Annotated in this window: 21 protein-coding genes; 16 read left to right on the top strand and 5 right to left on the bottom strand. The window is 70.0% G+C overall.

Going from position 1 to position 24,524, the window contains the following annotated elements; translation table 11 throughout:
- Positions 1–192 precede the first annotated feature (192 nt).
- Entirely contained in the window at positions 193–1,557 is a 1,365-nt protein-coding gene (locus ABD108_RS15515) for an NAD(P)/FAD-dependent oxidoreductase (protein ID WP_305112650.1), read from the bottom strand.
- Entirely contained in the window at positions 1,554–2,255 is a 702-nt protein-coding gene (locus tag ABD108_RS15510; protein WP_305112649.1) for a transporter, read from the bottom strand. The genes ABD108_RS15515 and ABD108_RS15510 overlap by 4 nt, the downstream gene beginning before the upstream one ends.
- Positions 2,256–2,543: 288 nt before the next feature.
- Here ABD108_RS15510 and ABD108_RS15505 point away from each other — a divergent pair, with 288 nt between their 5' ends.
- The 11 genes from ABD108_RS15505 to ABD108_RS15455 are packed head-to-tail and all read left to right on the top strand — an operon-like array spanning position 2,544 to position 16,483.
- Positions 2,544–4,052 (top strand): flavin-containing monooxygenase, encoded by a 1,509-nt coding sequence (locus ABD108_RS15505; RefSeq protein ID WP_343930749.1) that lies wholly within the window; start codon positions 2,544–2,546, stop codon positions 4,050–4,052.
- Positions 4,045–4,944, top strand: a complete 900-nt coding sequence (locus tag ABD108_RS15500) for an alpha/beta fold hydrolase (protein WP_343930748.1) — start codon at positions 4,045–4,047, stop codon at positions 4,942–4,944. The genes ABD108_RS15505 and ABD108_RS15500 overlap by 8 nt, the downstream gene beginning before the upstream one ends.
- A complete protein-coding gene (locus ABD108_RS15495) occupies positions 4,941–6,341 on the top strand; it encodes a flavin monoamine oxidase family protein (protein WP_343930747.1) in 1,401 nt (466 codons plus the stop codon). The genes ABD108_RS15500 and ABD108_RS15495 overlap by 4 nt, the downstream gene beginning before the upstream one ends.
- On the top strand, positions 6,338–7,762 hold the full coding sequence (locus tag ABD108_RS15490) for an APC family permease (RefSeq protein ID WP_343930746.1): 1,425 nt from the start codon (positions 6,338–6,340) through the stop codon (positions 7,760–7,762). Before ABD108_RS15495 ends, ABD108_RS15490 begins: the two co-directional genes overlap by 4 nt.
- A 46-nt stretch (positions 7,763–7,808) precedes the next feature.
- Positions 7,809–8,453 (top strand): hypothetical protein, encoded by a 645-nt coding sequence (locus tag ABD108_RS15485; RefSeq protein ID WP_305112644.1) that lies wholly within the window; start codon positions 7,809–7,811, stop codon positions 8,451–8,453.
- Positions 8,446–9,810, top strand: coding sequence for a glutamine synthetase family protein (locus ABD108_RS15480; protein WP_305112643.1), 1,365 nt, complete (start codon positions 8,446–8,448; stop codon positions 9,808–9,810). Before ABD108_RS15485 ends, ABD108_RS15480 begins: the two co-directional genes overlap by 8 nt.
- The gene (locus tag ABD108_RS15475; RefSeq protein ID WP_343930745.1) at positions 9,807–10,568 is read left to right on the top strand and encodes a gamma-glutamyl-gamma-aminobutyrate hydrolase family protein; all 762 of its coding nucleotides are present in this window, start codon (positions 9,807–9,809) and stop codon (positions 10,566–10,568) included. The genes ABD108_RS15480 and ABD108_RS15475 overlap by 4 nt, the downstream gene beginning before the upstream one ends.
- Positions 10,565–12,991: an AMP-binding protein gene (locus ABD108_RS15470; protein WP_343930744.1), complete on the top strand. Its 2,427-nt coding sequence runs from the start codon at positions 10,565–10,567 to the stop codon at positions 12,989–12,991. Before ABD108_RS15475 ends, ABD108_RS15470 begins: the two co-directional genes overlap by 4 nt.
- Entirely contained in the window at positions 12,988–14,106 is a 1,119-nt protein-coding gene (locus ABD108_RS15465) for a Zn-dependent alcohol dehydrogenase (RefSeq protein ID WP_343930743.1), read from the top strand. Before ABD108_RS15470 ends, ABD108_RS15465 begins: the two co-directional genes overlap by 4 nt.
- Positions 14,103–15,569: an aldehyde dehydrogenase family protein gene (locus tag ABD108_RS15460; protein ID WP_343930741.1), complete on the top strand. Its 1,467-nt coding sequence runs from the start codon at positions 14,103–14,105 to the stop codon at positions 15,567–15,569. The genes ABD108_RS15465 and ABD108_RS15460 overlap by 4 nt, the downstream gene beginning before the upstream one ends.
- A 35-nt stretch (positions 15,570–15,604) precedes the next feature.
- Positions 15,605–16,483 carry an NAD(P)-binding domain-containing protein gene (locus ABD108_RS15455; RefSeq protein WP_343930740.1) on the top strand — a complete coding sequence of 293 codons (879 nt, stop codon included), beginning with the start codon at positions 15,605–15,607 and terminating at the stop codon, positions 16,481–16,483.
- Between the two features lie 37 nt (positions 16,484–16,520).
- Here ABD108_RS15455 and ABD108_RS15450 read toward each other — a convergent pair whose 3' ends face one another.
- Positions 16,521–17,741 (bottom strand): PucR family transcriptional regulator, encoded by a 1,221-nt coding sequence (locus ABD108_RS15450; RefSeq protein WP_305112637.1) that lies wholly within the window; start codon positions 17,739–17,741, stop codon positions 16,521–16,523.
- A 257-nt stretch (positions 17,742–17,998) separates the two neighbouring features.
- Here ABD108_RS15450 and ABD108_RS15445 point away from each other — a divergent pair, with 257 nt between their 5' ends.
- The 5 genes from ABD108_RS15445 to ABD108_RS15425 all read left to right on the top strand — a co-directional run bounded on the left by ABD108_RS15445 (position 17,999) and on the right by ABD108_RS15425 (position 21,800).
- The gene (locus ABD108_RS15445) at positions 17,999–18,388 is read left to right on the top strand and encodes an endonuclease/exonuclease/phosphatase family protein (RefSeq protein WP_343930739.1); all 390 of its coding nucleotides are present in this window, start codon (positions 17,999–18,001) and stop codon (positions 18,386–18,388) included.
- 71 nt (positions 18,389–18,459) lie between these two features.
- A complete protein-coding gene (locus ABD108_RS15440; protein WP_305112635.1) occupies positions 18,460–19,023 on the top strand; it encodes a hypothetical protein in 564 nt (187 codons plus the stop codon).
- Positions 19,024–19,113: 90 nt separating this feature from the next.
- Positions 19,114–19,293, top strand: a complete 180-nt coding sequence (locus ABD108_RS15435; RefSeq protein WP_343930738.1) for a hypothetical protein — start codon at positions 19,114–19,116, stop codon at positions 19,291–19,293.
- Positions 19,294–19,447: 154 nt separating this feature from the next.
- Positions 19,448–20,803, top strand: a complete 1,356-nt coding sequence (locus ABD108_RS15430; protein WP_343930737.1) for a hemolysin family protein — start codon at positions 19,448–19,450, stop codon at positions 20,801–20,803.
- The gene (locus tag ABD108_RS15425) at positions 20,796–21,800 is read left to right on the top strand and encodes a CNNM domain-containing protein (protein ID WP_343930736.1); all 1,005 of its coding nucleotides are present in this window, start codon (positions 20,796–20,798) and stop codon (positions 21,798–21,800) included. The genes ABD108_RS15430 and ABD108_RS15425 overlap by 8 nt, the downstream gene beginning before the upstream one ends.
- Here the strand turns inward: ABD108_RS15425 and ABD108_RS15420 are convergent.
- Positions 21,797–22,597: a M12 family metallo-peptidase gene (locus tag ABD108_RS15420; RefSeq protein WP_343930735.1), complete on the bottom strand. Its 801-nt coding sequence runs from the start codon at positions 22,595–22,597 to the stop codon at positions 21,797–21,799. The two genes, ABD108_RS15425 and ABD108_RS15420, sit on opposite strands and share 4 nt — an antisense overlap.
- Before the next feature lie 72 nt (positions 22,598–22,669).
- A complete protein-coding gene (locus ABD108_RS15415) occupies positions 22,670–24,436 on the bottom strand; it encodes a M12 family metallo-peptidase (RefSeq protein ID WP_343930734.1) in 1,767 nt (588 codons plus the stop codon).
- Positions 24,437–24,524: the final 88 nt, after the last annotated feature.

Genomic DNA, 24,524 nt, shown 5'->3' with positions numbered 1-24,524 from the left:
GAATCTCCTAGGCTCCACAAGAATTTCATAGTCAGAGCCGGTATCCGAACACTCGGATACCGGCTCCGCGTGTACCTGGACGGCTCTGAGACGCATTCCGCGGGGTCGGTGCGATGCACGGCGGCGGCCTCCTCGCGTCGATAGGATCAGCGCGCATGTTCAGGGCGATGTTGGAGACAGCTGAGTCACCGCTTACGTCGCACAGCCCGGCTCCGCATAGCGCCGCCGCGCGATCCGCTTGCTTCCGTTCAGCGCGTCGTTGAACCGGTCGAGGGCCCAAGCCGCTCGGACGCCGAGGCGTCCCATGATCAGGCCGACTGCGCGGCCGAACCGCGGCTCGTCGGCCCACACGGTGCGCAAGTCCTCCGGCATCGCGCCGGTCGCGATCCGGTCGGCGATGAGGGCACCGATGTACGGCGCTTGTGCCAGGCCGTGACCGTTGCACGCGAGTGAGTAGTAGACGTTGCCTCCGGTCGTTCCAGCCACGGGCAACCAACTCGACGTGATGCCGATCCAACCGCCCCACGCCCGGGCGATGCCGACGTCCGCGAGCGGCGGGAACCGCCGGGCGAAGGCCTCCGCCAGGTCGGCCACGACGGACGGATCCGGAGTCCGTTCCGGCAGAGGGTATTCGACGACGCGCTCGATCTTGCGCACTCCGAACACGATGGTGTTGCGCGAAGTGAGCCGGTAGTTCTCCATGATGTTGTGCTGCGTAACGAGCCCGGACCGGCTCGTCCAGCCGAGCGCGGCGAGCCGCTCCGGATCGATCGGCTCGGTCTCGACCTCGGTCACCCACATCGGCGACGACAACCGTTTCGGGGTGATGTCCCACTCGCCCGCGTAGGCGTTCGTGGCGAGGACGACGGTGCCTGCCCGAACGATTCCGCCCGGTGTCTCGACGACCACGTCGGTCCCATCCCGGACGATGTCGGTGACCTTGGACTGTTCGAAGACCCGGGCCGACGAGCCGAGCACCGCTGTGCGCAGCCCGCGGAGGAACTTCCCCGGGTTCATGATGCCGCCATGGACCTCCCGCATACCGCCGAGGAATCCCTGAGGGATCCCCAGCTCGCCGGCGTTGCCCTCTTCGACCTCGGCGCCGGCCCTGCGGAGGATCTTCGCGATCCGCCGCGTCCGGCCCAGTTGGCCGCGGGAGACCGCGGCGAAGACGTTGCCGGTGGCCTCGTAGTCGCAGTCGATCCCCCGTGTCGCGATGAGGTCCTCGACGTGTGCCGCCGCGTTCTCGGTGAGGCGGATGATCGCCGGCATCTGCTTGCGGTACAGCAGATCCAGGAGCTGGATGTCGCCGCCCGGCGCGCTGGCCAGCTGGCCCGCGTTGCGCGAGCCGGCGCCGCGCCCGCAGAACGCGGCTTCGAGCAGGATCGTGTCCACGCCGTGCTCCGCGAGCCGCAGCGCTGTCGCCATTCCGGCGAGCCCACCGCCGATCACCGCGACGGAGCAGGTCAGACTCTCCCTCAGCGGAGGACGTACGTCGGTGGGCGGATCGATCCAGCCCGTGAAGTCGGTGTAGACCGCGTTCGTCGTCGCGCTCATGCCTGCTCAGCCCCCTGGACGACGGCCGTGCCGGCTTTGCCGTCACCGACTGCGGCGCGGTTGTGCGCGTCGAAGGCCACGTACGAGCGGTAGATCACAAGCATGGCTAGGCCCCAGGTGAACAGAGCGAGGATGTAGAACAACGTGTGGTTGGCGTCGTCACCGGGGATGTGCCAGAAGTCGTAGATGGAGGCGACTACAACGTTGAGGGCCGTGGCGATCCACACCCAGATCGCGTGGGTGTGTTCGCCGAGCACCCACAGTCGCTGCCCGTAGTACACGAGGAAGGCGCTGACGCCGAGCGCCATGACGAGGAAGAACACCTTGCCGGGGGTGCCGATCTCGGTGGCGAACTCGGAGAGGAAGTAGCCGAGCACGGCGGCGAGGGCGAATGCGCCGATCTCGACGGCCCTCGACGGGTGGTAGCGGTGGGTGACCGCGAGCAGGCCGAGCACCAGGATCACCGTGAATCCGATCGACCGGGAGAAGGCGTCGAGGAAGTACGCGATGTGGTACATCGGCGAATCGGCGCCGGCCTTCGTCACGCCGTAGATCAGGAAGTTCGTGCCCGACGTGGCCATGATGATCCATTCGAGGCCGATCAACCAATTCGAGTAGTTCCTGATGAACTTCACGCCGCAGATGAATCCGATGGCGATCATCCAGATGTCCGCTGCGGCGAAGAGCAAGTCGCGCATGGTTCGTTCCTCCGTGAGATGTGATCCGTGTCTCGTGACGCTTCTCACGCTCTCGCGACGAAACCCACGGGCGCTACAACGAGGTGCAACATCCAGGGCCGAGTGACGCAACACCATGCACCAGACGATGCGATCGTCGATGGCCGCCCCGAAGGGGCATGTGCACAGTGCACTACCCCTTCGAAGAACTAGGAGCAGTGTGTTGTGGCTCACATGCCGTCTGACCCGGCACCGTCGTAGGCACACAAAGTGACCACGGACACAACGTCACCACCGAAAGGGCCCACGATGAAGACACTTCCGCAGACCGAAGAATTCGACATCGTCATCATCGGTGCCGGTATCTCCGGCATCGGCGCCGCGAAGTACATCACCGAGGCGTTCCCCGACAAGCGGGTGGCGATCCTTGAGGGACGCGAGAACATCGGCGGCACTTGGGACCTGTTCAAGTACCCCGGCATCCGGTCCGACAACGGCCTGCACACCTTCGGTTACGAGTTCAAGCCCTGGACGGACCCCGATGCCATCGCGGAGGCCCCGAAGATCGTGAACTACCTGCAGGAGACGATCGACGAGTTCGACCTGGCGCCGCTCCTGCGGATGGAGCACGCCGTGCAGCGCGCCTCCTGGTCGAGCGCCGACGCCCGGTGGACCCTCGACGTGAGCACTCCCGACGGTGACCGGAGCATCACCGCGAACTGGATCTTCGCCGGCACCGGCTACTACCGCTACGACGAGGGCTACACCCCGCACTTCGAGGGCCGCGAGGACTTCAAGGGCGACATCCTGCACCCGCAGCACTGGCCCGAGGACTACGACTACTCGGGCAAAAAGGTGGTGGTCATAGGCAGTGGCGCGACGGCGGTCACGCTGATCCCGTCGATGCTGAACCATGACGGTGCCGCGGCCCACGTGACGATGCTGCAGCGCACGCCGACCTACGTGGTGCCGTGGCCCAAGGTCGACAGTTTCGCACAGTGGCTGAGCCGGACGTTCGGTGAGAAGCGCGGTTACGCGATGACCCGGTTCACCAACATCACCACCGACCTCGCCCAGGTCAAGTTCATGCGCGCCTTCCCGAAGCTGACCCGCAAGATCATTCGGCGCGTCAACGCCAAGTCCCTGCCGGAGGGCTACGACGTGGACACCCACTTCAACCCGCCGTACAACCCGTGGGACCAGCGCCTGTGCCTGTGCCCCGACGGCGACTTCTTCGAGGCGCTGAGCAACGGTTCAGCCTCCGTCGCGACCGACAAGATCGTCAGGTTCACCGAGACCGGGATCGCGCTCGAATCGGGCGAGCATCTCGACGCCGATCTGATCGTCACCGCGACCGGCCTGAACATGCGGATGCTCGGCGGCATCGACCTCGAGGTCGACGGCACCCCGGTCAACCTGCCGGACACGGTGGCCTACCGCGGCGCGCTGCTCTCGGGCATCCCCAACCTGGCCATCTCGATCGGCTACACCACGTCCGCGTGGACGCTCAAGGTCGGGATCCTCGCCCGCTACTTCTGCGACCTGGTCACGCACATGGACGCCTTCGGGTACGACAGCGTCCGCGTCGAAGCCGACCCCACCATGGAGCGCCGGCCGATCCTGGACCTGAGCTCCGGCTACGCCCAGCGCGCCAAAGACGTCATCCCCAAGCAGGGCACGGGCCTGTTCCAGCAGTCCATGTCCTACCAGCAGGACGCGAAGATCCTCCGCGGCCCCCTGCTCGACGACGCCCTGGTCTTCGGCTCCACAGCCGACGACGGCGCACCGTCGGAGGAGAAGGAGGCCGTCGGTGCCTGAGAACACGGAAGACAGGTTCGCGCCCCTGCCGGGCGGAACCCGCATCTGCTATCGGATGGACGGCCACGTCGGCGCCCCGCCTGTGCTGCTCATCGCCGGCCTCGCGGAGGACCTCACGACCTGGTCGGACCGGTTCGTCTCCGCGCTGACCGCCACGGGATTCCTGGTGATCCGCATGGACAACCGGGACTGCGGCCGGTCGACCTACGCGACGACACCGCCGCCGAACACGCTGCAGCAGGTGCTCGGCAAGGCGCGCCGCGACGCGTACACGCTGGCGGACATGGCCGACGACGCGGCCCAGCTCATCGAGCACCTCGGGCTGGGACCCACGCACGTCGTGGGGCGGTCGATGGGCGGGATGATCGCGCAGACCGTCGCCGCGCGGTATCCCGAACTGACCGCGTCGCTGACATCGCTGTACTCCACCACCGGGAATCCGAAGGTGGGGCAACCCGCGGCTTCGACGATGGCGCTCATCGCGAGCCCTCCCCCGCGCGACCGGGTGGGTGCGGTCCGGGCGCACCTGCGGATGACGGCGCACCTCGCCGGCACGGCGTATCCGATCGACGAGGTCGAGGAGGCGGCGCACGCCGTCACCACCTTCAACCGCACCGCGGGTGACGGCGTCGCCGGCACGGCCCGGCAGATCCAGGCGATCGCCGCCTCGGGCGACCGCACCGCCGAGCTGGCCCGGATCACCGCGCCCGCCTTGGTGATCAACGGCGACCGCGACCTCATCGTGGCGCCGTCGGGAGGCGATGCGACGGCCGCCGCGATTCCGCACGCCCGCCACATCGTGATCCCGGGCATGGGGCATCACCTCCCCGACGCGCTCGCCCTGCGCATCGCGGACCATGTCGTCTCGCACATCGAGAAGGTGGCGGTATGACCGAGCAGCGCACCGTTGACGTCGTGGTGATCGGCGCCGGGATCTCCGGGCTGACGGCGGCGAGGCGACTCAAGCAGGCCGGACGTTCCGTGGCGGTGATCGAGGCCGGCGACCGCGTCGGCGGCCGCACGATGAACCTGCAGGTGACCGACGGCGTGACCACCGAGGGCGGCGGGCAGTGGGTCGGCCCCGGCCAGGACCGCGTCCTCGCCCTCATCGACGAGCTGGGCCTCACGACCTTCAAGACCTACCTCGACGGCAAGTCGATCTACCACCGGCGCGGCCGGTCCAAGCGCTACGACGGAACCATCCCGCCGATGAGTCCCCTCGCGATCGCGGACTTCGCCCAGCTGCAGCTGCGGCTGGAGCGGATGGCGAAATCGATTCCCCTCGAAGCGCCGTGGACGGCGCGCCGGGCGCAGGAGTGGGACGCGACCACCTTCGGCCGCTGGATCGACGAGCACTCGTTCACCGCGGAGGCCAGGGAGATGTTCACGATGGCCTTCACCGTGACCAACGCGGAGGACCTGCACAGCACCTCGCTGCTGGTCCAGCTCGCACGGATCAAGGGCGGCGGCGGTATCGACCACGCCGTCAACATCACCGACGGCGCGCAGGAATCGCGTGTGGTGGGCGGGACGGCGGCGATCGCAGACCGGATGGCGGCCGAGCTCGGGCCGGCCGTGGTGCTCGACTCCCCCGTGTCCGCCGTCCACCAGGACGCCGACGGGGTGCTCGTGCGGTCCGCGCGGCTCGACGTCCGCGCCGATCGCGTGATCGTCGCGATGTCGCCGGCGGACGCGACCCGCATCCGGTTCACTCCCGATCTCCCGACCCGGCGCAGCATGCTGCAGCGACGGTGGAGCTCCGGTTCCGAGAACAAGCTGTTCGCGGTGTACGACCGTCCGTTCTGGCGTGAGCAGGGGTTGAACGGCCAGGCCGTGACCGACCTCCCGGTCGCGAACTACGTGGTCGACAACTCGCCGCCGGACGCGAGCGTCGGCATCCTCATGACCTTCCACGGCACTGCCGGTGCGGGCTGCGGCCAGCACTGGTCCGACGCGATCCTCGACGATCCGGCGGCGCGCCGCGACGCCTTCCTCGCCGACCTCACCACCCTGTTCGGGCCCGATGCGGCGAATCCGGCGGCGTACCTCGAGAAGGACTGGACCCACGAGCAGTGGATCAGCGGCTGCGTCGGCTCCCGCGCGCCCGGATCGCTGACCCAGTACACCGACGCGGACCGCCGGCCCATCGGGCGGATCCATTGGGCCGGAACGGAGACGGCGGTCCTGAACCAGGGCTACATCGACGGTGCCGTCAGCGCAGCGGAGCGCGCCTCTTCGGAGGTGCTCACCGCCGCGGGCGCCCGGGTCGGCGGGAACGTGCTCTCGTGACGCAGCAGCGCGAAGTGCAGGCACCCGTCGGCACCGGCCTTGAGCGGACGCTCGGTGTGCCGCAGATCGTTTTCATGGTGGTGGCGTTCGCTGCGCCGTTGACGGTGTTCGCCGGTCTGATCCCGCTCATGCTGGGCACCGGCAACGGCATCGGCACTCCCGTCGACTTCGTGATCGTCGGGATCGTACTGGTGCTGTTCACCGTCGGCTACTCCGCGATGACCCCCGAGGTCCGCAACGCCGGCGCCTTCTACTCGTACGTCCAGCGCGGCCTCGGCACCACCGTCGGACTCGGCGCCGCAGCGCTCGCCCTGGTCACCTACGCCGTCCTGATGGTCTCCGTGACCGGATACCTCGGCGCCGCCGCCCGCAACGTGATCGTCACGTTCACCGGGGTGTCGGTGCCGTGGTGGATCCTCTCCGCCGCCGGGCTCGCGGCGATCGGCTACCTGGGCTACCGCAACGTCGAGGTGAGCGCGCGCGTCCTCGGTGTGCTGCTGGTCGCGGAGATCGGGATCGTCGCGCTGGTCGACCTCGCGATCGTGCTCCGCGGAGGCGCGGACGGCCTCTCTGCCGAGCCGCTGTCCTGGGGCGCGTTCACGAGCGGCGCCACCGGCACCGGGATCATGTTCGCGGTCTTCGGATTCGTCGGTTTCGAGGCGACTGCGGTGTTCCGGTCGGAGGCGAAGGATCCCGACCGCACCGTTCCCCGCGCCACCTACGTCGCGGTGATCCTCATCGCCGTGATCTACGCCTTCTCCTCGTGGGCGATGATCAACGGTCTCGGGGTGTCCCGCGCCGCCGAGCTCGCCGCGGAGGATCCCGAGGGCCTCGCGCCGGGGCTCGCGACGCGCTACGTCTCGCAGGTCGCGCACGACGGGGTGCAGGTGCTCCTGGTCACCAGCTTCTTCGCGTGTGTCCTCACCGCGCACAACGTGGTCTCGCGGTACCTTTTCGCCCTCGGCCGGCAGGACGCGCTGCCGCGGCGTCTCGGCGAGGTGCACCCCGAGCACCGCTCGCCGCACATCGCGTCGCTGCTCACCTCCGCGGTGATCAGCGTGCTCGTCGCGGTCACCGCGGTCGCCGGGCTCGACCCCGTCACGCAGGTGTACGCGTGGTTCGGCGGCGCGGGGACGCTCGGACTGATCTCTCTGCTGGCCCTCACCTCGGCCGCGATCGTCGTGCACTTCCTCCGGGAGCGGACGACGAGCCTGTGGCGCGGCACCGTCGCTCCTGTCCTCGCGCTGGTCGCACTCGGGGCGATCCTCGTGCTGGTCGTGAGCAACTTCGACGTACTCATCGGCTCGGCCACCCTCGCCGACGTCTTCCTCGCCGTGCTGGCCGCCGCATTCATCGCCGGCCTCCTGTGGGCGCTCGCGCTGCGCCGCAACCGGCCGGACGTGTACGCGACCCTCGAATGACTCCGGCCACGCACAGCGGCCACCCCTCCAGAAAGTAGAAACCGTCATGGAAACCACCCTTCCCCCCGCCGGGGTCGCGAACGCAGTCCGGATCTCGGTCGACGACGACGCGACGCCGATCGTTCGCCTCATCGGCCGGATCCTGCGGGACGCGAACGGGACCGGCCACGCGGCCGACGTGCTTGGCCGCGGTTCCGGATCCGTCGCCATCCGCTCCCACTCGACCCCGCAGGCCGCCACCGTCACCTTCACCGACGGCGTCGTCGCCGTTACCGGAGGTGTCTTCGCCCCGGTCGACGCCACCGTGGTCGTCGACCTCGACAGCCGGTGCGCGCAGGTCGATGCCGAGGGCGATGCGGACCTCGCCGATGCGGTAGTCCGCGCGCTGCATGTCCCCCTGCCCGATTGGCAGGAGGCGGGTGCCCGCTTCTGGGATCAGACCCGCACCATCCCCGGCATGCCCGACGTGTTGACCGTGGTCGCCCGCGGAACCGAAGGCGACCACGACGCGAGTTTCGGCGTCGGGGACGTCGCCTATCGCATCGTCGGCAGCGCAGACGCACTGGCCGGATTCTTCACCGGTACCGATTTCCTGTTCACCGCCCTGGAGCGCGGCCTGCGGGTCCAGGGCTCTCTCGCGCAGCTGTCGGTCATGACCGCTGCCTCCTGGAAGGCCCGTTACGATGTCTGATCCCACCCGGTCCGGAGCCGGTGCACCCGGCGCGGCCAAGGCCTACCGCGTGGAGGCGACCAACCACGACGGCAGCTTCATGGGGAAGAACGTCACCCCCGCGAAGTTCGCCTCCGGCAAGGAATCCGGCTTCGCGTTCGCCGACGTGCTGTTCGCCATCGACATGGGTACCGACATTGTCTTCGGCGACGCCTATCCCGACTGGCGCGGCAACCTCTACGACATCTCCCTGCTCCCGGATATGAACACGCTCGTCGAGTGGAAGCCCGGCGTGCACTCCGTGATCGGCGACTTCTGGATGAAGGACGGGAATCCCGTTCCGATCTGTCCCCGGAACATGGTGCGCCGCCTCATCGACCGGCTCGGATCGCTGGGGTACACCGCGACCGTCGCGGTGGAGATCGAGACCACCTTGTTCGAGGAGTCCATCCAGGAGGCACGCGCCCGCGGCTATCGCGACCTCACTGCCCTCGGCGGCGAGACCGGTGCCACGTACAACCTGGCCCGATCCGCGGACTGGATCGACTACATGGAGGCCGTCACAGACCGGCTCGACGAGCTGGGCATCGTCTGGGAGGCATGGACCGACGAAGCTGCGCCCGGCCAGACCGAGCTCAACATCGCGCCCACCGATCCGCTCACGCTCGCCGACTCGTGGGTGCGCACCAAGCAGGTGATGCGCGAGATCGCCTGCGAGAAGGGCCGCTCGGTGACCTTCATGGCCAAGCCGACCGCCGGCTTCGGACAGGGCGCACACATCAACATCTCGCTGCAGCGCGACGGCGAGAACCAGTTCTACGCCCCCGACGGGCCATCGGAGACGATGCTGCAGGCCGTCGGCGGACTCATGGCGACGATGGCCGGCAACACCCTGCTGGCACTGCCGCAGATCACTTCCTACCGCCGACTGGTCGACGTCTCGGGTCCGCCCACCACGATCAGCTGGGGCGTGAACAACAAGACCGCAGCGCTGCGCGCCATCGCCGGCCACCCGAAATACTCCCGGCTCGAATACCGCGTTCCCGGATCGGACGTGAACCCCTACTACGCCCTCGCAGGCGTCCTCGCCGGTGTCGTCGCCGGCATCGAGAAGAAGATGACACCCCCACCGCAGGTCGACGACATGGCCTGGTGCCTACCCGACGACTGCGGCGTCGCGCGGATCCCCGACTCGATGACCAAGGCGATCGACGCGCTCGACGCGGACGAGATCCTCCGCGAGTACCTCGGCGACGAGTTCGTCGACTTCTGGACCGCCTCGCGCCGCTGGGAATGGATGCAATTCCACACCACCGGCGGCGACCCGTACGTGGATCTCTCCGAGTGGGAGTCTCGACGCTACTTCGAGTTCTCATGAGCCGCCGGCCACTCATCGGGATCACCGGCCGCCGTTTCGAACTGAGCCTGATCGCCGGATCCGACCCCCGCTACGGCAAGGCGTGCATGGACTCGTTCATGTCCGCCTTCGCGACCCGCATCGCGCAAGCCGGCGGCATGCCCGTGCACCTGCCCTACGACGCGGACCCCGATGACGCCTGCGAGTGGCTGTCGGGCGTGGTGATCACCGGCGGGCAGGACGTGCACCCCGACCGCTGGGGCGGCGACGCCTCCGTCGTCCGCGGCGTGGACCCGCGGACCGACACCAATGCGCACGATCCGGAACGCGACGAGTACGAGTTCGCCCTCACCCGTGCGGCTTTAGACCGCGGGATCCCCGTGCTGGGAGTGTGCCGCGGCCTGCAGGTGCTCAACACCGCGCTCGGGGGCACGTTGATCGAAGACCTTCCCGCGGGGCCGATCCCGCACCTGTCCCCGCAGTCCGCGCCCACCGACGGCGACGCCGTCCACGTGGTGCGGTTCGAGCCCGGCTCGACCGCCGCGCGGGTCTTCGGCCCCAGCATGACGACGAACTCGTGGCACCACCAGGCCGTGGACCGGTGCGGCGACGGCCTGATCGTTACGGGGCGGACGTCCGACGGCGTCGTCGAGGCCGTCGAGATGCCCGGCGCTCCGATCCTCGGCGTGCAGTGGCACCCCGAATGGATGGACAGCGACGACCCGGCGATGAGCTGGATCGTCGACGAATCGAAGAGCCGACAGGAGGCCTGGCAGTGACCACCACATCGCACACCGAAGACACCGGACGGCGGGTCGTCGTCGAGCCGAGCGAGCTCCGCGACGCCCCGCGGATCGGCACCGTCACCGGACTTCTGGCCGACGGCGCCGCCCGCACACCGAGCGCGGAGCTGCTGCGGTTCGGCGACGAGTCCTGGACGTACGAGCAGGCCGACGCGGCGTCATCGCGGCTCGCGCACCTGCTGATCGAGGACCACGGCATCGCCCCGGGCGACCGCGTCGCGATCATGCTGCCGAACGTCGCGGGCTGGCCGCTCACCTGGTTCGCCGTGCTCAAGGCAGGCGCTGTCGCCGTGCCCGTCAACTCCGCCTACCGCGAGGCCGACCTGCGGTTCGTGCTGGAGGACTCCGGCACCCGCGTGATCGTGACCGATGCCGATCACCTGCCGCTGGTGCGCGAGGTGATCACGAGCGATGACGCGCTGGCCGGCGTCGGCGTCGTCGACATCGCGGAGACCGCGGATTCCGGATTCCCGGCCACGCCCCCGGAGGTCGAGATCCGCCCGGACACCCTCGCGAACCTGCAGTACACCTCGGGCACCACCGGTTTCCCGAAGGCGTGCATGCTCACGCACGACTACTGGACCCGGATCGGCTGGACCTGCGCCGGAGCCGCCAGCCTCGGTCCCGACGACGTGCTGCTGACGGCCCAGCCCTTCTCCTACATGGACCCGCAGTGGAACACCGTGCTGGCGTTGACGACCGGCGCTCCGCTGGTGGTGCTGCCGAAGTTCTCGGCATCCGGCTTCATGCGCGATGTGCGCCGCCACGGCGCCACCTTCTGCTACGTCCTCGGCTCGATGCCCACGTTGCTGTTCAAACAGCCTGCGGTACCGGAGGATCGGGACAACCGGCTGCGCGGCGTGTTCTGCTCCGCGATCCCTGTGGCGCTGCACGCTGCGCTGGAGGAGCGCTGGGGCGCGCCCTGGCGCGAGGTGTACGGCATGACGGAGAGCGGGATCGACCTGTTCAGTCCGTTCGACGACGCCGCGGCCGTCGGCAGCGGAACCCTCGGATATCCCGTGCCCACCAAGCAGGTCCGGATCGTCGACGCCGACGGCGCCGAGGTCCCGGCCGGGACACCGGGCGAGCTGACCGTGGCCGGCGCGCCGATGATGCTCGGCTACTGGAACCGCCCCCAAGAGACCGCGCGCACGCTGCGCGACGGGCGACTGCACACCGGCGACCTGGCGGTCAAAGACGAGCACGGCGGGATCCGCCTCGTCGGCCGCCTCAAGGACATGGTGCGGCGCGGCGGGGAGAACGTGGCCGCCGCGGAGGTGGAGGCCGCGCTCGAGCGCGACGACGAGGTGGTCGCGACCGCCGTGGTCGCCGAACCCGACGACGTGCTCGGCGAGGAGGTCAAGGCCTTCGTCCAGCTCGCGGCGGGCGTCCCCGCGGACCGCTCGACCGCCGAGGCGATCGCCTCCCGCGTCGCGGAGCGCCTCGCCCGCTTCAAGGTGCCGCGCTACGTCGAATTCGTCGCGGACTTCCCGCGCACCCCGTCCGAGCGGGTGTCCAAACCCGCGCTCAAGGCCCGCGCCGCGCAGGCCCCCGGCACCGTCCATGACCTGCGCGCGCCGGCACCGTCGAACAAGGAGAACCAGGTGGAAAGCACCGACCAGGCGACCGAGCACGTGCTCGTCGAGGTGACCCGGGAGGTCGCCGTCATCACGCTGCGCCGCCCCGAGAAGCTGAACGCGCTGACCGCGCCGATGCGCCGGCGCCTGTCCGCGCTGATCCGCGAGTACGGCGCCGGCGACGAGGCCAGGGGCATCGTGCTCACCGGCACCGGGCGCGCGTTCAGCGCAGGAGAGGATCTCGCCGCCGCGCCCACGTCGTTCGAGGAGATGCGGGAGAGCTTCGAGAGCTTCCACGACGTGACCCGCGCCGTGATCGAGACCCGGGTGCCCGTGATCGCGGCGATCAACGGCATCGCCGTGGGCGGTGCGTCGGAGATCACCCTGTGCTGCGACGCCCGGCTCGGCACCCCGCAGACGGAGTACTACCAGCCCGAGAACGGACGCGGCCTGACCATCTCCAACGCGTCCAGCATCCTGCTGCCCCGCATCGTCCGCGGCCACGCGATGCGGATGGTCCTGGCCTCCGAACGCGTCGGCGCCGACGAGGCGCTGGAGATCGGCCTGCTCGACGAGATCGTCGAACCGGAAGCTTTGCTGGATCGCGCCATCGACACCGTGCTCGCGTGGACCCCCGAGGGCGTCAACAACACCGCCCTGCACCTCGAGCTGCTGCGGCCGTCGATCGAGGAGATCGAGCGCGCCTTCGAGCGCGAGGACGCGGCGGCCGACGAGTCCTGGAACAGCGGCGCGCTCACCGCCGGCGTCCAGAGCTTCTGGGACGCACGCACACCCGCCGCCACGAACGGAGCGAACCGATGATCACCACCCGCGCCGCCGTGCTCACCGAGGTGGGACGGCCCCTGCACCTGACCGACATCCACGTCGACGATCCCGAGCCGAACGAGGTCCGCGTCGCCGTCACCCACGTGGGCCTGTGCCACAGCGACCTGCACTACATGACCGGCACCGTCGAATCCGAGGTCCCGGTCGTCGTCGGGCACGAGGTCGCCGGCGTCGTCGAGTCGGTCGGCTCCGCCGTCACCGACCTGAAGCCCGGCGACCGCGTGACCGGCGCACTGACCCCGTCCTGCGGGCAGTGCGCGAACTGCAACGCCGGCCGCTCCACCCAGTGCCAGCGGCAGGCGGAGATCCGCCGCCGCCCCCGGCCCGCGTACTCGCTGCCCGACGGGACGCCCGTCGCCCGCCTCGGCGACGTGGGCGCGTTCTCCGAGCACATCCTGCTCCGCGCGAACGCCGCGGTGAAGCTGCCCGACGATGTGCCGACCCGCGTCGGTTGCCTGCTGTCCTGCTGCATCGTGACCGGCGTCGGCGCGGTGTTCCGCGGAGCGCAGGTGCGCCCGGGCTCCACCGTCGCGGTGATCGGCTGCGGCGGAGTCGGTTCGGCCATCATCCAGGGCGCGCGGCTGGCCGGCGCGTCCGCGATCGTCGGCATCGACCTCGACGACGCCCGGCTCAAGGCCGCGCACGAGTACGGCGCCACCCACACCATCAACGGTGCGGGCGACGTGCGAGCCGACATCACCGAACTGCTCGGCGACGGCGTGGATTACGCGTTCGAGGCCGTGGGCTCGGCGCGCACCGCCGCGACCGCGCTCGCGATCGTGCGGGCCACCGGCACCGCGTGCCTGGTGGGCATCGCACCCGACGGCACCGACGTGCCCGTCCCCGCCTCCGACTTCTTCTTCAGCGAGAAGCGACTGATCGGCTCGTACATGGGCTCCGGCCAGGCACGCGAGGACATCGGGCAGTTCGCCCGCCTGTACCAGCAGGGCCGCCTGCTCCTCGACGAGATGGTCACGGACGTCATCCCGTTCGACGAGATCAACGAAGGCTTCGAGGCCATGAAATCCGGCGACGTCACGCGGATCGTCGTCGCCATGCCCACCACTTCCGAGACCGAGGCGACCCGATGACCACCGAAACCACCACCACCCTCGCCCAGCCCCGCAGCTATATCGCCGGGGAATGGGTCGAGTGCGAGACGCTCGACACCTGGAACGTCGACCCGAACACCGGTGAGCCCGTGCACCGCACGGTGACCACCACCCACGCCGATCTGGACCGGGCGCTGGTCCTTGCGCAGCGCGTCTACGACGCGACGGACTTCACCGCCGACGAATTCCGGATCGAACGCGCCGAGGCGCTGGAGCGGGCCGCGGGATTCGTCGAGCAGCGGCTCGAGGAGATCGCGCGGGTCGACGCGCTCACCAGCGGCACGGCGATCGGCGTCACCCGCAAGCTCGCGGCTTTCCTCCCCCACCGCCTGCGCGGCGCGGCCGCCGAGGCGCGGAACATCGCCCGGGTCACCGCTCTCCCTGCGGGCGGCCGCGATGTGCGGCTGCACCGGATCCCGTGGGGCCCCGCGGCGATCCTCACTCCCTGGAACGGCCCCAGCTTCATCCCGGCGGCCAAGGTCGCGAGCGCGATCGCCGCCGGCTGCCCCGTGCTGCTCAAACCGTCCGAGCACGCGCCCGCCAGCGCGCAGGTGATCGCTGAGTGCTTCGTCGACGCCGGCCTGCCCGCCGGTGCCCTCCAACTCGTGCACGGCACCGGCGACATCGGCGCGGCGCTGACGAGTGACCGCCGCGTCCAGGTGGTCTCGTTCACGGGCGGCCCGGGTGCGGGCCGGGCGATCGCCCGGGCGGCCGCGGAGGACTTCAAGGTCCTGCAGCTGGAGCTGGGCGGCAACAACCCCGTGATCGTCCTCGACGACGCCGACCTCGACGTGACCGCCGACGGGATCCTCACGGGCATGACGAATCTCAACGGCCAGTGGTGCGAGGGCCCCGGCAAGGTGCTTGCGCCGCATCACCTGGTGCGACCGCTCCGCGAGGCGCTAGGCGAGCGCATCGCAAAGCTGCGGATCGGGCACTCGCTGGACGAGGCCACCGACATCGGCCCGATCTCCAACGAGCCGCACTTCCGCACGCTGCGGCAGCGGATCGACGGCCTCCGCGCCCTCGGGGCCGAGATCGACCAGCCGGGCGAGCTGCCCGCGCTGGCCGGATTCTTCCTATCCCCCACCGTCGCCACCGGCTCCGACCCCGACCGCACCACGGCGGAACTCTTCGGGCCGGTCGTCTCGCTGCACGGCGTGGAGTCCGAGGAGGAGGCGCTGCGGGCCGCGAACGCGCACCCGTCGGGCCTGGACGCGTACGTCTTCGGCACCGACACCGGCCGCGCGATCGCCGTCGGCGCACGGATCAAGTCCGGCGAGGTGCGGGTCAACGGCGCGAAGGTCGCAGACCTCGGCGACGACTCCGCGCAGAGCTTCTGGGGCCCGTCCGGGATCGGCGGACACGGCCCGGCGGAATCGATCCGGGTGTTCTGCGGAGACCGGGTGGTCGGCATGGACTCGCCGGACCTGCCGATGTGACTCGTGACCGGACCTGAACGAGAAGGAGAACACCTTTGGAGAAGAACACCTCTCATGACGTCACAGTGCTCGGCTGCGGGCTGATGGGTGCGGCACTCGCACGCACACTGGCCGGCGCCGGCCACGATGTCGCCGTGTGGAACCGGACCCACGCCAAGGCCGAGGCGCTGGCGAGCGAGGCCATCACCCCCGTGCCGGACGTCGCCGCCGCCGTCGCCGCCGCGCCGCTCGTGCTGGCCTGCCTGTCCACCTACGACGATGCCCTCGCCGCCCTGCGGGACGTGCCGGACTGGACCGGCGTCACGCTCGTCAACGTGGGCAGTGGCACTCCGGTGGAGGTCGAGGCGTTCGGCGAGTGGGCCCGCGGGCGCGGCACCGACTATCTGGACGGATCGATCCTCGGCTACCCCGCCGACATCGGCACCGAGGCGGCGGCGATCCTCTACTCCGGATCCGAATCCGCCTGGGCCGCAAACGGCCAGGCCCTCAGGGCCCTGACACCGATGTCGATGTGGGTGTCGCCGGAGGACAGGACGGCCAGCGTCCTCAACGCGGGACTCGTCGGCATGTTCCTCGTGCCCGCGATCAGCGCGTACGTCGAGGCGGCGACCTACATGCTGGGGCAGGGTGTCGATCGGTCGCTCCTCGACAACCTGACGCCGGCGGTGTTCGGATCCATCCAGGCGGAGACCGCCCGGGCCGCCGCCGCGATCGACGGCGACGACTACGCGACCGACCAGGCCACCATCGCGACGTACGCGCAGGGCCTCCACGGTGCCGCCGCCATCATGGCGGAAGCCGGCATCCGGGCCCGCGTGTTCACCGCCGCCGTCGAGAACCTCACCGTCGCTGTGGACGCCGGCCTCGGCGATCTCGGGTTCGCGGCCCAGGCGAGGATCGTCGCCTCGGGGTGAGCCTGGGCGAGACAACCCGGTCGCGACGCCGCGGGTGTCAGTCGCGCAGCTGCACGAGCATGAGCGCGGCGACGACGCTCGCGGCGTTCTCGGCGAGCGGCACGGGTAGGAGTTGGTCGGCTCGCGCCAGCCTCCGCTCGACGGTGTTCCTGTGGGTGAATAGGCGCTCGGCGGCGGCGGAGCCGTTGAACCGCTCCTGGATGTAGGTGAGCACGGTCTCGCGCAGCGCCGTGTCGGCGGTGGCGAGGTCGCCCAGCGTGTCCGCGACGAATTGATCGGCCTGGGCCATGTCGGCGGTGAGCACCGAGACCAGGGCGACGTCCTCGGAGCGCACGACTGGGCGGTTCGAGCCGAGTCGGGCCAGCATGCGCTGCGTGGACGCCGCGTCGAGGTGGCTGCGGCGGAAACCTTCGAGGTCCTGGCCCGGGCGCCCGAACGCGAGGTGGATCCCCGGGGTGTCCGCGACGATCTGTTCGGCGACCTCGGTCGGCGGGACCACGTGTGCCGGGACCCACACCCACAGGGCGGTGGTGCTGGCGTTGAGCGTGAGCCGACGCCCGGCGCCGCACATCCGCATCACCGCCTCCGCCACGGTATCGAGGCCCGCCGCCTCTTCCGCCGAATCGCTCCAGATGATCGCGGCCACGTGGTTTCCCGTCAGCGCGTAGCCGAGGCGCGATTCCGCGCGGGCGCGACCGATCGGCGCACCTTCGAGCAGCAGCTGGACCGTGGCGTGCCGTTCGGCGTTCGCGCCCTTGGCGAGAACGGCGCGCTCCTGGTCCACGAATTCGTCGAGCGCGGCGATCGAGTCGTCGATGAATGTCGCCATCGAGCGCTCGGAAACCTTCATAAGGTCCCGGAGCTCGTCGAGGTCGGTGGTGGCTGCGAAGCAGCCGTCGACCCACATCGACCACGCCCCGTGCTGCGCGCCGCGCCAGGAACCCAGGTCGTGCAGATCCAGCCCGCGGCGCACAACGTCCCGCGCGAACTGCAGGATCTCCGGATCCATGCTCGGCGCAACCCGCATTCCCGGCTCCTGGATGTTCGCGGACAGCCAGTGGAGCATGTTGGTCCGGTTCATTCGCCGGTCCGCGTCGACCAGTTGCGGGTCATCGAGCAGAGCGCGGTATTCCGCCGACTCGTGCGCGGCGGCCGTCACCTCCTCCGCAGCCTTGTCGGCCGCGGCGAGCATGTGCTCCGCGACCAGCCGGATGAGCGCCGAGATGCGCACGCTCGGGCGCGGCCAAGAAGAATCCACCGTCGCACTGTAGCGCTGCGCCGGACTGGTCGGTTCCGCTCTGACACGCACCGTCCACAGTGACCGCATGGTCAGGCGCGCCCCGTGAAAAGGATTTCGGGCGACGGCCAAGGGCCCGAGGACTAGCGGGCCGAGGGTGATCGATGCCCGCCCGCGCTCCAGCATCGAGCTGACAGACTTCGCGTTCGCCCCGACAACTCGCGAGGTTCGCAGCAGTAGGGCGTAGCTCGTGCGGATGCAGATCGTGCTCGACCACTGTGACGGTCCGCGACCGTGCCGCGGGCCGCACGGTGGCCGTGATTCAGGCGCACGGCCTGTGCGACCCCGCCGGTAAACAGGACACGCCGGCCCGGATGGACCAGGCCCGTCGCCTCGCCGACGCCGTTCGCGACGCGAGCGTGGCCAGCGACCTCGTCGTCCTCTGTGGCGACCTGAACCTGCTCCCGCACAGCGAGACCTTCACGCTGCTCCGCGCCGCCGGGATGACCGATCTCGTCGGCACGGCCGACACCCGCGCCTCGCGGTATCGCAAGCCGATCCGCAGCGCCAGCTACCTGCTCGTCTCCGACGAGAGCGCGGTCCGCGGCTTCGAGATCGTCGCGAACCCGGAGGTTTCCGACCACCGGGCGCTGCTACTCGACATCTGAGCGGCTCGATCCTCGTCACACCCGGATGCCGCAAAATGCACAAAGTTTACTGATATGGAATCATGGTATTCATGATCGCACTTACCTCTCGAACCGCCCGTACCCTCGTGGCCACCGTCGTCGCCGGTGCGTCCATCGCCACCGTGACCGCCGCCCCGGCCGCGGCCGATCCGGCCCGCGTCGTCGCAGGGCCGCTGTCGCTCGATCGCGCCGCCCTGCCGGGCTGGGAGATCATGGCGCCCGATGCCGACGGCACCGTCGTCGCCGGCGCGCAGCTCACGGGCAAGAACTGGGGCTCGCAGATCGAGTTCGGCCCGTCGCTGGTCAAGGGGCAGTCGTCGGAGGCCGTGGCTCGCACCATCGTGACCCGCAGCCTGGAGTCCGACGGCTACAAGGGTCTCAAGGGCCGTGTCGTGGGAGTGCAGGTCACGCCCACCACCATCTCCGGGGTCCCCGCCACGCGCGCCCTCGCCGAGGTGCAGTTCGACGGTGCGCCCGTGCGCGCCGACCGGCTGCGCGTGATCGTCGTGGACACCACGCCGCAGACCTACTACCTCTCCGCCGTCCCGGTCGAGGCGCCGGATCGTCAGGCGCAGGCCGAGGCCGCCGAGCGCAGCTTGATCGCCGCACGCTAAGACCACCACTGTGCCGGGCATCGACGGGGAGTCGATGCCCGGCACAGCTGTTTCCATGGAAAGCGGGCGTGCCGAATGACCGTGTGGGATGTGGCGAGGATCGTCGTGGCGCTGTGGGCCGGGGCGGGCGGGGCGGTGGGGTTCAACCCCGCGATCGGCCTCGGGTTCGCGATGCTGGTGGGGATCCTGCTGGTAGGAAACGCCTTCCACCTGACCGACTTCCTCCAGCCCGCGGAGCGGCACGACGCGAAGCAGTCGCTCGAAGACTGAATCATTGCCGAGGCGAAGGGAGTTTTGCCCTATTCTGGGTGAGGTACGGCATCGACGACCCCGAAGGAATGATGAGACGCGCCTCGCGCAAACGCCGAAGACCCGACCTGGCCCACCCGGTCATTGATCGTGCACAGCGGGGGTGTGACACCCCGTGCTAGCGGCACTCGGCATCCTCGCGGGAATCGCGGTGGTGCTGCTCATCACCGCCTTCACCGGCTACTTCGTCGCCCAGGAATTCGCCTACATGGCCGTCGATCGGTCGCGCCTGAAAGCGCGCGCCGAGGGCGGCGATCCCGCGGCGGCCCGCGCACTGTCCGTCACGCGGCGGACCTCCTTCATGCTCTCCGGAGCCCAGCTCGGCATCACCGTGACGGGCCTGCTCGTCGGCTACGTCGCGGAACCGCTCATCGGCCAGGGCCTGGGCACCCTGCTCGGCGGCGTGGGCATGCCCACCGCCGTCGGCATCGCGATCGGTGCCGTGGCGGCCGTCGGCTTCTCGACCGTGGCGCAGATGGTCTTCGGCGAGCTCTTCCCCAAGAATCTCGCCATCTCCCGGCCGGAACCCGTTGCGCTGCAACTGGCCCTGTCGACCACCGTGTACCTGCGCGTCTTCGGCTGGCTCATCCGGTTCTTCGACCGGGCCTCGAACCTGCTGCTGCGGGCGGTCCGCATCGAACCGGTGCACGACGTGGAGCATTCGGCCACACCGCGCGACCTCGAACACATCGTGGCGGCATCACGCGACGCCGGCGAGCTGCCCCGCGAACTGTCCACGCTGCTCGACCGGATCCTCGACTTCCCCACGCACACCGCCGAACACGCGATGATCCCGCGCTCGCGGGTCGACGTGGTGGCGGCCGGTGAACCCGCGCGGTCCGTGCTCGACCGGATGGCCACCGGGCACACCCGCTACCCCGTGGTGGGTGCCACCGCCGACGATCTGATCGGCGTGATCACGCTGCACGATCTGCTCTCCGACAGCTCCGGCACCGCCGCGACCCGCTGCCGCCCCGCCGTGGTCGTCCCCGGCTCCCTGCCCCTGCCCGCCGTGGTGGCGCAGCTCGCCGACGCCGGGCAGGAGATGGCCTTGGTGATCGACGAGTACGGCGGCTTCGACGGCGTGGTCACCGTGGAGGACATCGCCGAGGAACTGGTCGGCGAGATCGACGACGAACACGACGACAACGGTGCAGCGGACCCGGTCGTCCCCGACGGCGAGGGCTGGCTCGTGCGGGGCGACCTGCACATCGACGAACTCGAACGCCTCCTCGACCTCGATCTGGAACCCGGCGACTACGAGACCGTCGGCGGCGCCGTGATCGCCCACCTCGGCGCCCTGCCCGAGCCCGGCGACACCGTCGACCTACCGGTGGTGCCCGAACCCGCGACACTGCTCGATGACGCTCCACCGCAACGGATCCTGCGGGCCGAGGTGCGCACCGTCGACCGGCGTGTCCCGGAGACCGTGCACCTGACCGTGCGCACCGAGGAGGCCACCAATGGATAACCCCTGGGTGATCGTGGCGATCACGGCCGCGCTGATCGCGGCCAGCGCCTTCTTCGTGGCGGTGGAGTTCTCACTGATCGCGGTGCGCAGGCACCGCCTGGAGGACGCCGCCTCATCCAGCCGGTCCGCGCGCGCGGCGCTGCGCAGCTCGCAGGAGCTCTCGCTGCTGCTCGCTGGATCGCAGCTGGGCATCACGGTGTGCACCCTGGCGCTGGGCGCGATCACCAAACCCGCCGTGGACTCCTGGCTCACACCCGTGCTGGAGAGCACCGGAATACCCACGTGGACAGCCGATGTGGGCGCCTTCCTGCTGGCGCTGTTCATCGTGACCTTCCTGCACCTGGTGGTGGGCGAGATGGCGCCGAAATCATGGGCCATCGCCCACCCCGAGCGGTCGGCGGTGCTGCTCGCGCTGCCCATGCGCGCCTTCATGACCGTGACCCGCCCGCTTCTCGTAGTGCTCAACAACGCCGCGAACGCCTGCCTGCGCCGCGTGGGCGTGACACCGGTCAACGAGGTGGAATCGGGGCAGGACCCCGCCGCGCTGCGGCAGCTGGTCCAGCACTCGGCCACCGTGGGCGCGCTCGACGCGCAGTACTCCGGACACCTGACCAGCGCACTGGAACTGGAGGCGCTCACGCTCGGCGACATCGCCCGGTGGGACGTGCCGCCGTCCAGCGTGGCGCCGTCCGCGACGCCGGCGCAGGTGCGTGCCGAGGCCGATCGCACCGGCCACCTGCGGCTGCTGATCGACGACGGTGCCGCGGTGCTCGGCATGGTCCACGTGCGCGACTGCCTACAGGTCCCCGATGAGGCACGCGCCACGGACCTGATGCGCCCCGTGCTCTTCCTGACCGCCGACGAACCCGCCTACGCCGCACTGGGTTCCATGCGGGATTCCCGCACGCACCTGGTGGTTGTGCAACGCGCCGACGGTGCCACCGCCGTGGTCACCCTGTCCGACCTGCTGGGCCGGCTGATGCCGACCGCCTCCTAGCGGTACCCGGCCACCACGGGCATCGTCTTCGCGAAGACGGAGGCGATGTCCGAGGGCCTATCGCCGCCGCGCTGGCCGAAGGGCTTGCCGCCCACGGTGATATCGGGGTTCGAGTAGTAGGGCTGGCGGCTGCACCTGCTGGGTTTGCACAGCGAGGAGGTGTTGTAGGCCATGATGTCCACCCGGCCGGTGGAGTCGGCGAAACCGTGCCGCTCGGGGTTCGCCCCGCCCGCACCGGGATTGGTGCCCCAATCGTGCATGGCGCCGAGGTTGTGGCCCAGCTCGTGGGCGAAGACTCCGGCCTCGCCGCGCTTGAGATCCGGCTCCAGCCAATCGTTGCCCACCACACTCCACGCCTGCGAGGAGCTGGCGGCGGTGACGGGCAGCGATGGGTTGCTGGCCATCCCCTCGCCGCCGGTCACCACCAGGGACACCAGATCGGCCCGGTAGCTGTCGCGCAGCCCGCCGGCGTTCTTCTTCAGCCAGGTGATGCCGGCGCCGGCGCGCCCCGTCTGCGCCTGCGGTACCGAGGTCTGCTCGACCCCGACCACCCGCACCGAGCCCGCGATGCCGCTGCGCACCAGGGCGCCGTTCATGGCGGAGGCCCCGGTCTCCACCGCCGCCTTCACCTGCGCCTCGCCGCCCCGGGCCTTGAGCACCTCGGGGGTGTAGAGGACGAGAAGGTCGATCACGGGCGCCGTGGGAGCGGCGACGGTGACGGCGGGGGAGACGGTGCCGAGGGCGAGCAGGCCGGCCAGCACGACGGGGACGCGGCGCGCCCGGGGACGGAATGACATCGGGGACCTCCACACGTTGCGATAGCGAATACCTGATTCAAGGTACCCGACCGCGGTGGAGGCCGCCCGTGGTCAGTTCGCGGAGGAGGCGCCGGCCTTGTCGCTCGACGAGGCCGATCCGGACGGATCGGTCGACGCCGTGCTGCTTCCCGACGCCGCCTTGTCCGCGGTCGTCTTCTCCGCGGTCGTCTTCTCGGCCGTGCTCGCCCCGGACTTCGCCGTGCTGCCGGACGTGGTCCCGGAGGCCGAGGTGGATGCGGTCGACGAACCGGTCGCAGCCGCCGCCTCCGAGGGCTCCGAGGTCTTCGATGCACCCGACGAAGACGCGGGCTTCGCCGTCTCCGACGTGGCAGTGGAGGCCTTCGGGGTCTGCGTGGACGGAGCGGCGGTCACCGGGCTCACCGTCGACGAGGCGGTGGAGGCGGTATCGCGCACGAGGGCCGCGGTGGCACCGGCCTGCGTGCCGACGGGGGCGCTGTCGCCGGAGACGGACCGCACGGTGTCGCCGGAACGGGTGGCCGGCGCGAGGTAGCGGGAGCCCTCGCCGGTCCCCGTCGAGGCGGCGCGCACGCCCTCACCCACCGCGTTGGACAGCCGGGAGATCAGGTCGGCGGGAGCGAGCGCGGTGCCGCGGGCCGGGTCCAGGAGCACCCGCAGCAGCGGCGAGGTGAGGTCGACCAGGGGCCGGACGAAGGCGAGCGTTCCGGTGGCGGAGCCGAAGTCGAGCAGCGGCAGCATGATCGGGAGGATCTTCGCGGGCAGTGTCACGTACCGCGCACCGTCGCGGGTCTCGCAGTTCGTGGCCGCCGTGCAGGAGGCCTTCGCGGCCTTCACAGCCGCGTCCACCTCCGCGGGCGTGTACCCGGCGCGGGCAGCCGAGGGGGCGTTCTCGATCCGGGCCGACCGGTACGTGCCGGGCAGGTAGCGCTGCGCCGCAAGGCGATTCAGTGCCCCCAGCGGATCGAAGAGACTCGGCCGGGCCGCGTTGTCCTCGTTGTACTGGAACTGCACCATGGTCGCGGTGCGGTAGCCGGCGACCACCGGGATCGTCTTGGTGAAGACGGAGGCGATATCGGAGGGCTTGGTGCCTCCACGCTGGCCGAAGGGCAGGCCGCCGACGGTGACATCGGGGTTCGAGTAGTAGGGCTGTCGGTTGCACCTGTTCGGGGCGCAGAGCGGCGACGTGGTGTACGCCATGATGTCGATGAGACCATTGGGGTTCACGTAACCGTGTCGCTGGGAATTCGCACCGCGGGTATCCGGGGTAGTGCCCCAGTCGTGCGTGGCGCCGAGGTTGTGTCCGAGCTCATGTGCGAACACCCCGGCCTCGCCCCCGCCGGGAACGGGTTCGAGCCAGTCGTTTCCGACCACACTCCAGGCCTCGGCGCCGTTCACGTTGGCAATAGGCACGTACGGACTACTGGCGATGCCTTCGCCGCCTGTGACGACAACGGAGACCAAGTCGGCGTCGTAGATGTTTCGGACGCCTGGGCCGTACCCGGCTATCCAGTCGAAACCGGTCCTGCTGCGGCCCACCTTCGATTCCGGAACCGGAGTTTCCTCGAGACCGATGACACGGATGGTTCCGGGAATGCGGCTGCGGCTGAGGGCATCGTTCATGGAGGCGATGCCGCGCTCGACCGCCTGGGCGAGCTGTTCCTTGCCGCCGCGCGCCTTGAGGGCTTCGGGGGTGTACAGCACCAGCAGGTCGATGACGGGTGCGGGTGCCGGTGCGGTGGTGGCTCCGGACGGTGCGGCCGTCCCGAACGTGAGAGCGCCCGCGGTGGCGAGCGAGGCGGCGAGGAGCGAGGTGCGGCGGAGGCTGCGCTGGGGAGTCACTGGATACCTTCTGGGCTTTGCGATGACGTAGTGGGTGATGGGAAGATACCCGACTCCGGTCGCCACCGCCTCATACCTTAGACAACCT

It is taken from the genome of Tsukamurella strandjordii (genome assembly GCF_039525985.1).
Classification (GTDB): Bacteria; Actinomycetota; Actinomycetes; order Mycobacteriales; family Mycobacteriaceae; genus Tsukamurella; species Tsukamurella strandjordii.
This window is presented reverse-complemented; position numbering and strand designations above follow the sequence as displayed.

Coding starts and splice junctions, on each gene's coding strand:
- ABD108_RS15505 (WP_343930749.1), top strand. CDS start 2,544: ATGAAGACACTTCCGCAGACCGAAGAATTCGACATCGTCATCATCGGT.
- ABD108_RS15515 (WP_305112650.1), bottom strand. CDS start 1,557: ATGAGCGCGACGACGAACGCGGTCTACACCGACTTCACGGGCTGGATC.
- ABD108_RS15425 (WP_343930736.1), top strand. CDS start 20,796: ATGGATAACCCCTGGGTGATCGTGGCGATCACGGCCGCGCTGATCGCG.
- ABD108_RS15440 (WP_305112635.1), top strand. CDS start 18,460: ATGATCGCACTTACCTCTCGAACCGCCCGTACCCTCGTGGCCACCGTC.
- ABD108_RS15510 (WP_305112649.1), bottom strand. CDS start 2,255: ATGCGCGACTTGCTCTTCGCCGCAGCGGACATCTGGATGATCGCCATC.
- ABD108_RS15420 (WP_343930735.1), bottom strand. CDS start 22,597: ATGTCATTCCGTCCCCGGGCGCGCCGCGTCCCCGTCGTGCTGGCCGGC.
- ABD108_RS15475 (WP_343930745.1), top strand. CDS start 9,807: ATGAGCCGCCGGCCACTCATCGGGATCACCGGCCGCCGTTTCGAACTG.
- ABD108_RS15495 (WP_343930747.1), top strand. CDS start 4,941: ATGACCGAGCAGCGCACCGTTGACGTCGTGGTGATCGGCGCCGGGATC.
- ABD108_RS15485 (WP_305112644.1), top strand. CDS start 7,809: ATGGAAACCACCCTTCCCCCCGCCGGGGTCGCGAACGCAGTCCGGATC.
- ABD108_RS15480 (WP_305112643.1), top strand. CDS start 8,446: ATGTCTGATCCCACCCGGTCCGGAGCCGGTGCACCCGGCGCGGCCAAG.
- ABD108_RS15460 (WP_343930741.1), top strand. CDS start 14,103: ATGACCACCGAAACCACCACCACCCTCGCCCAGCCCCGCAGCTATATC.
- ABD108_RS15465 (WP_343930743.1), top strand. CDS start 12,988: ATGATCACCACCCGCGCCGCCGTGCTCACCGAGGTGGGACGGCCCCTG.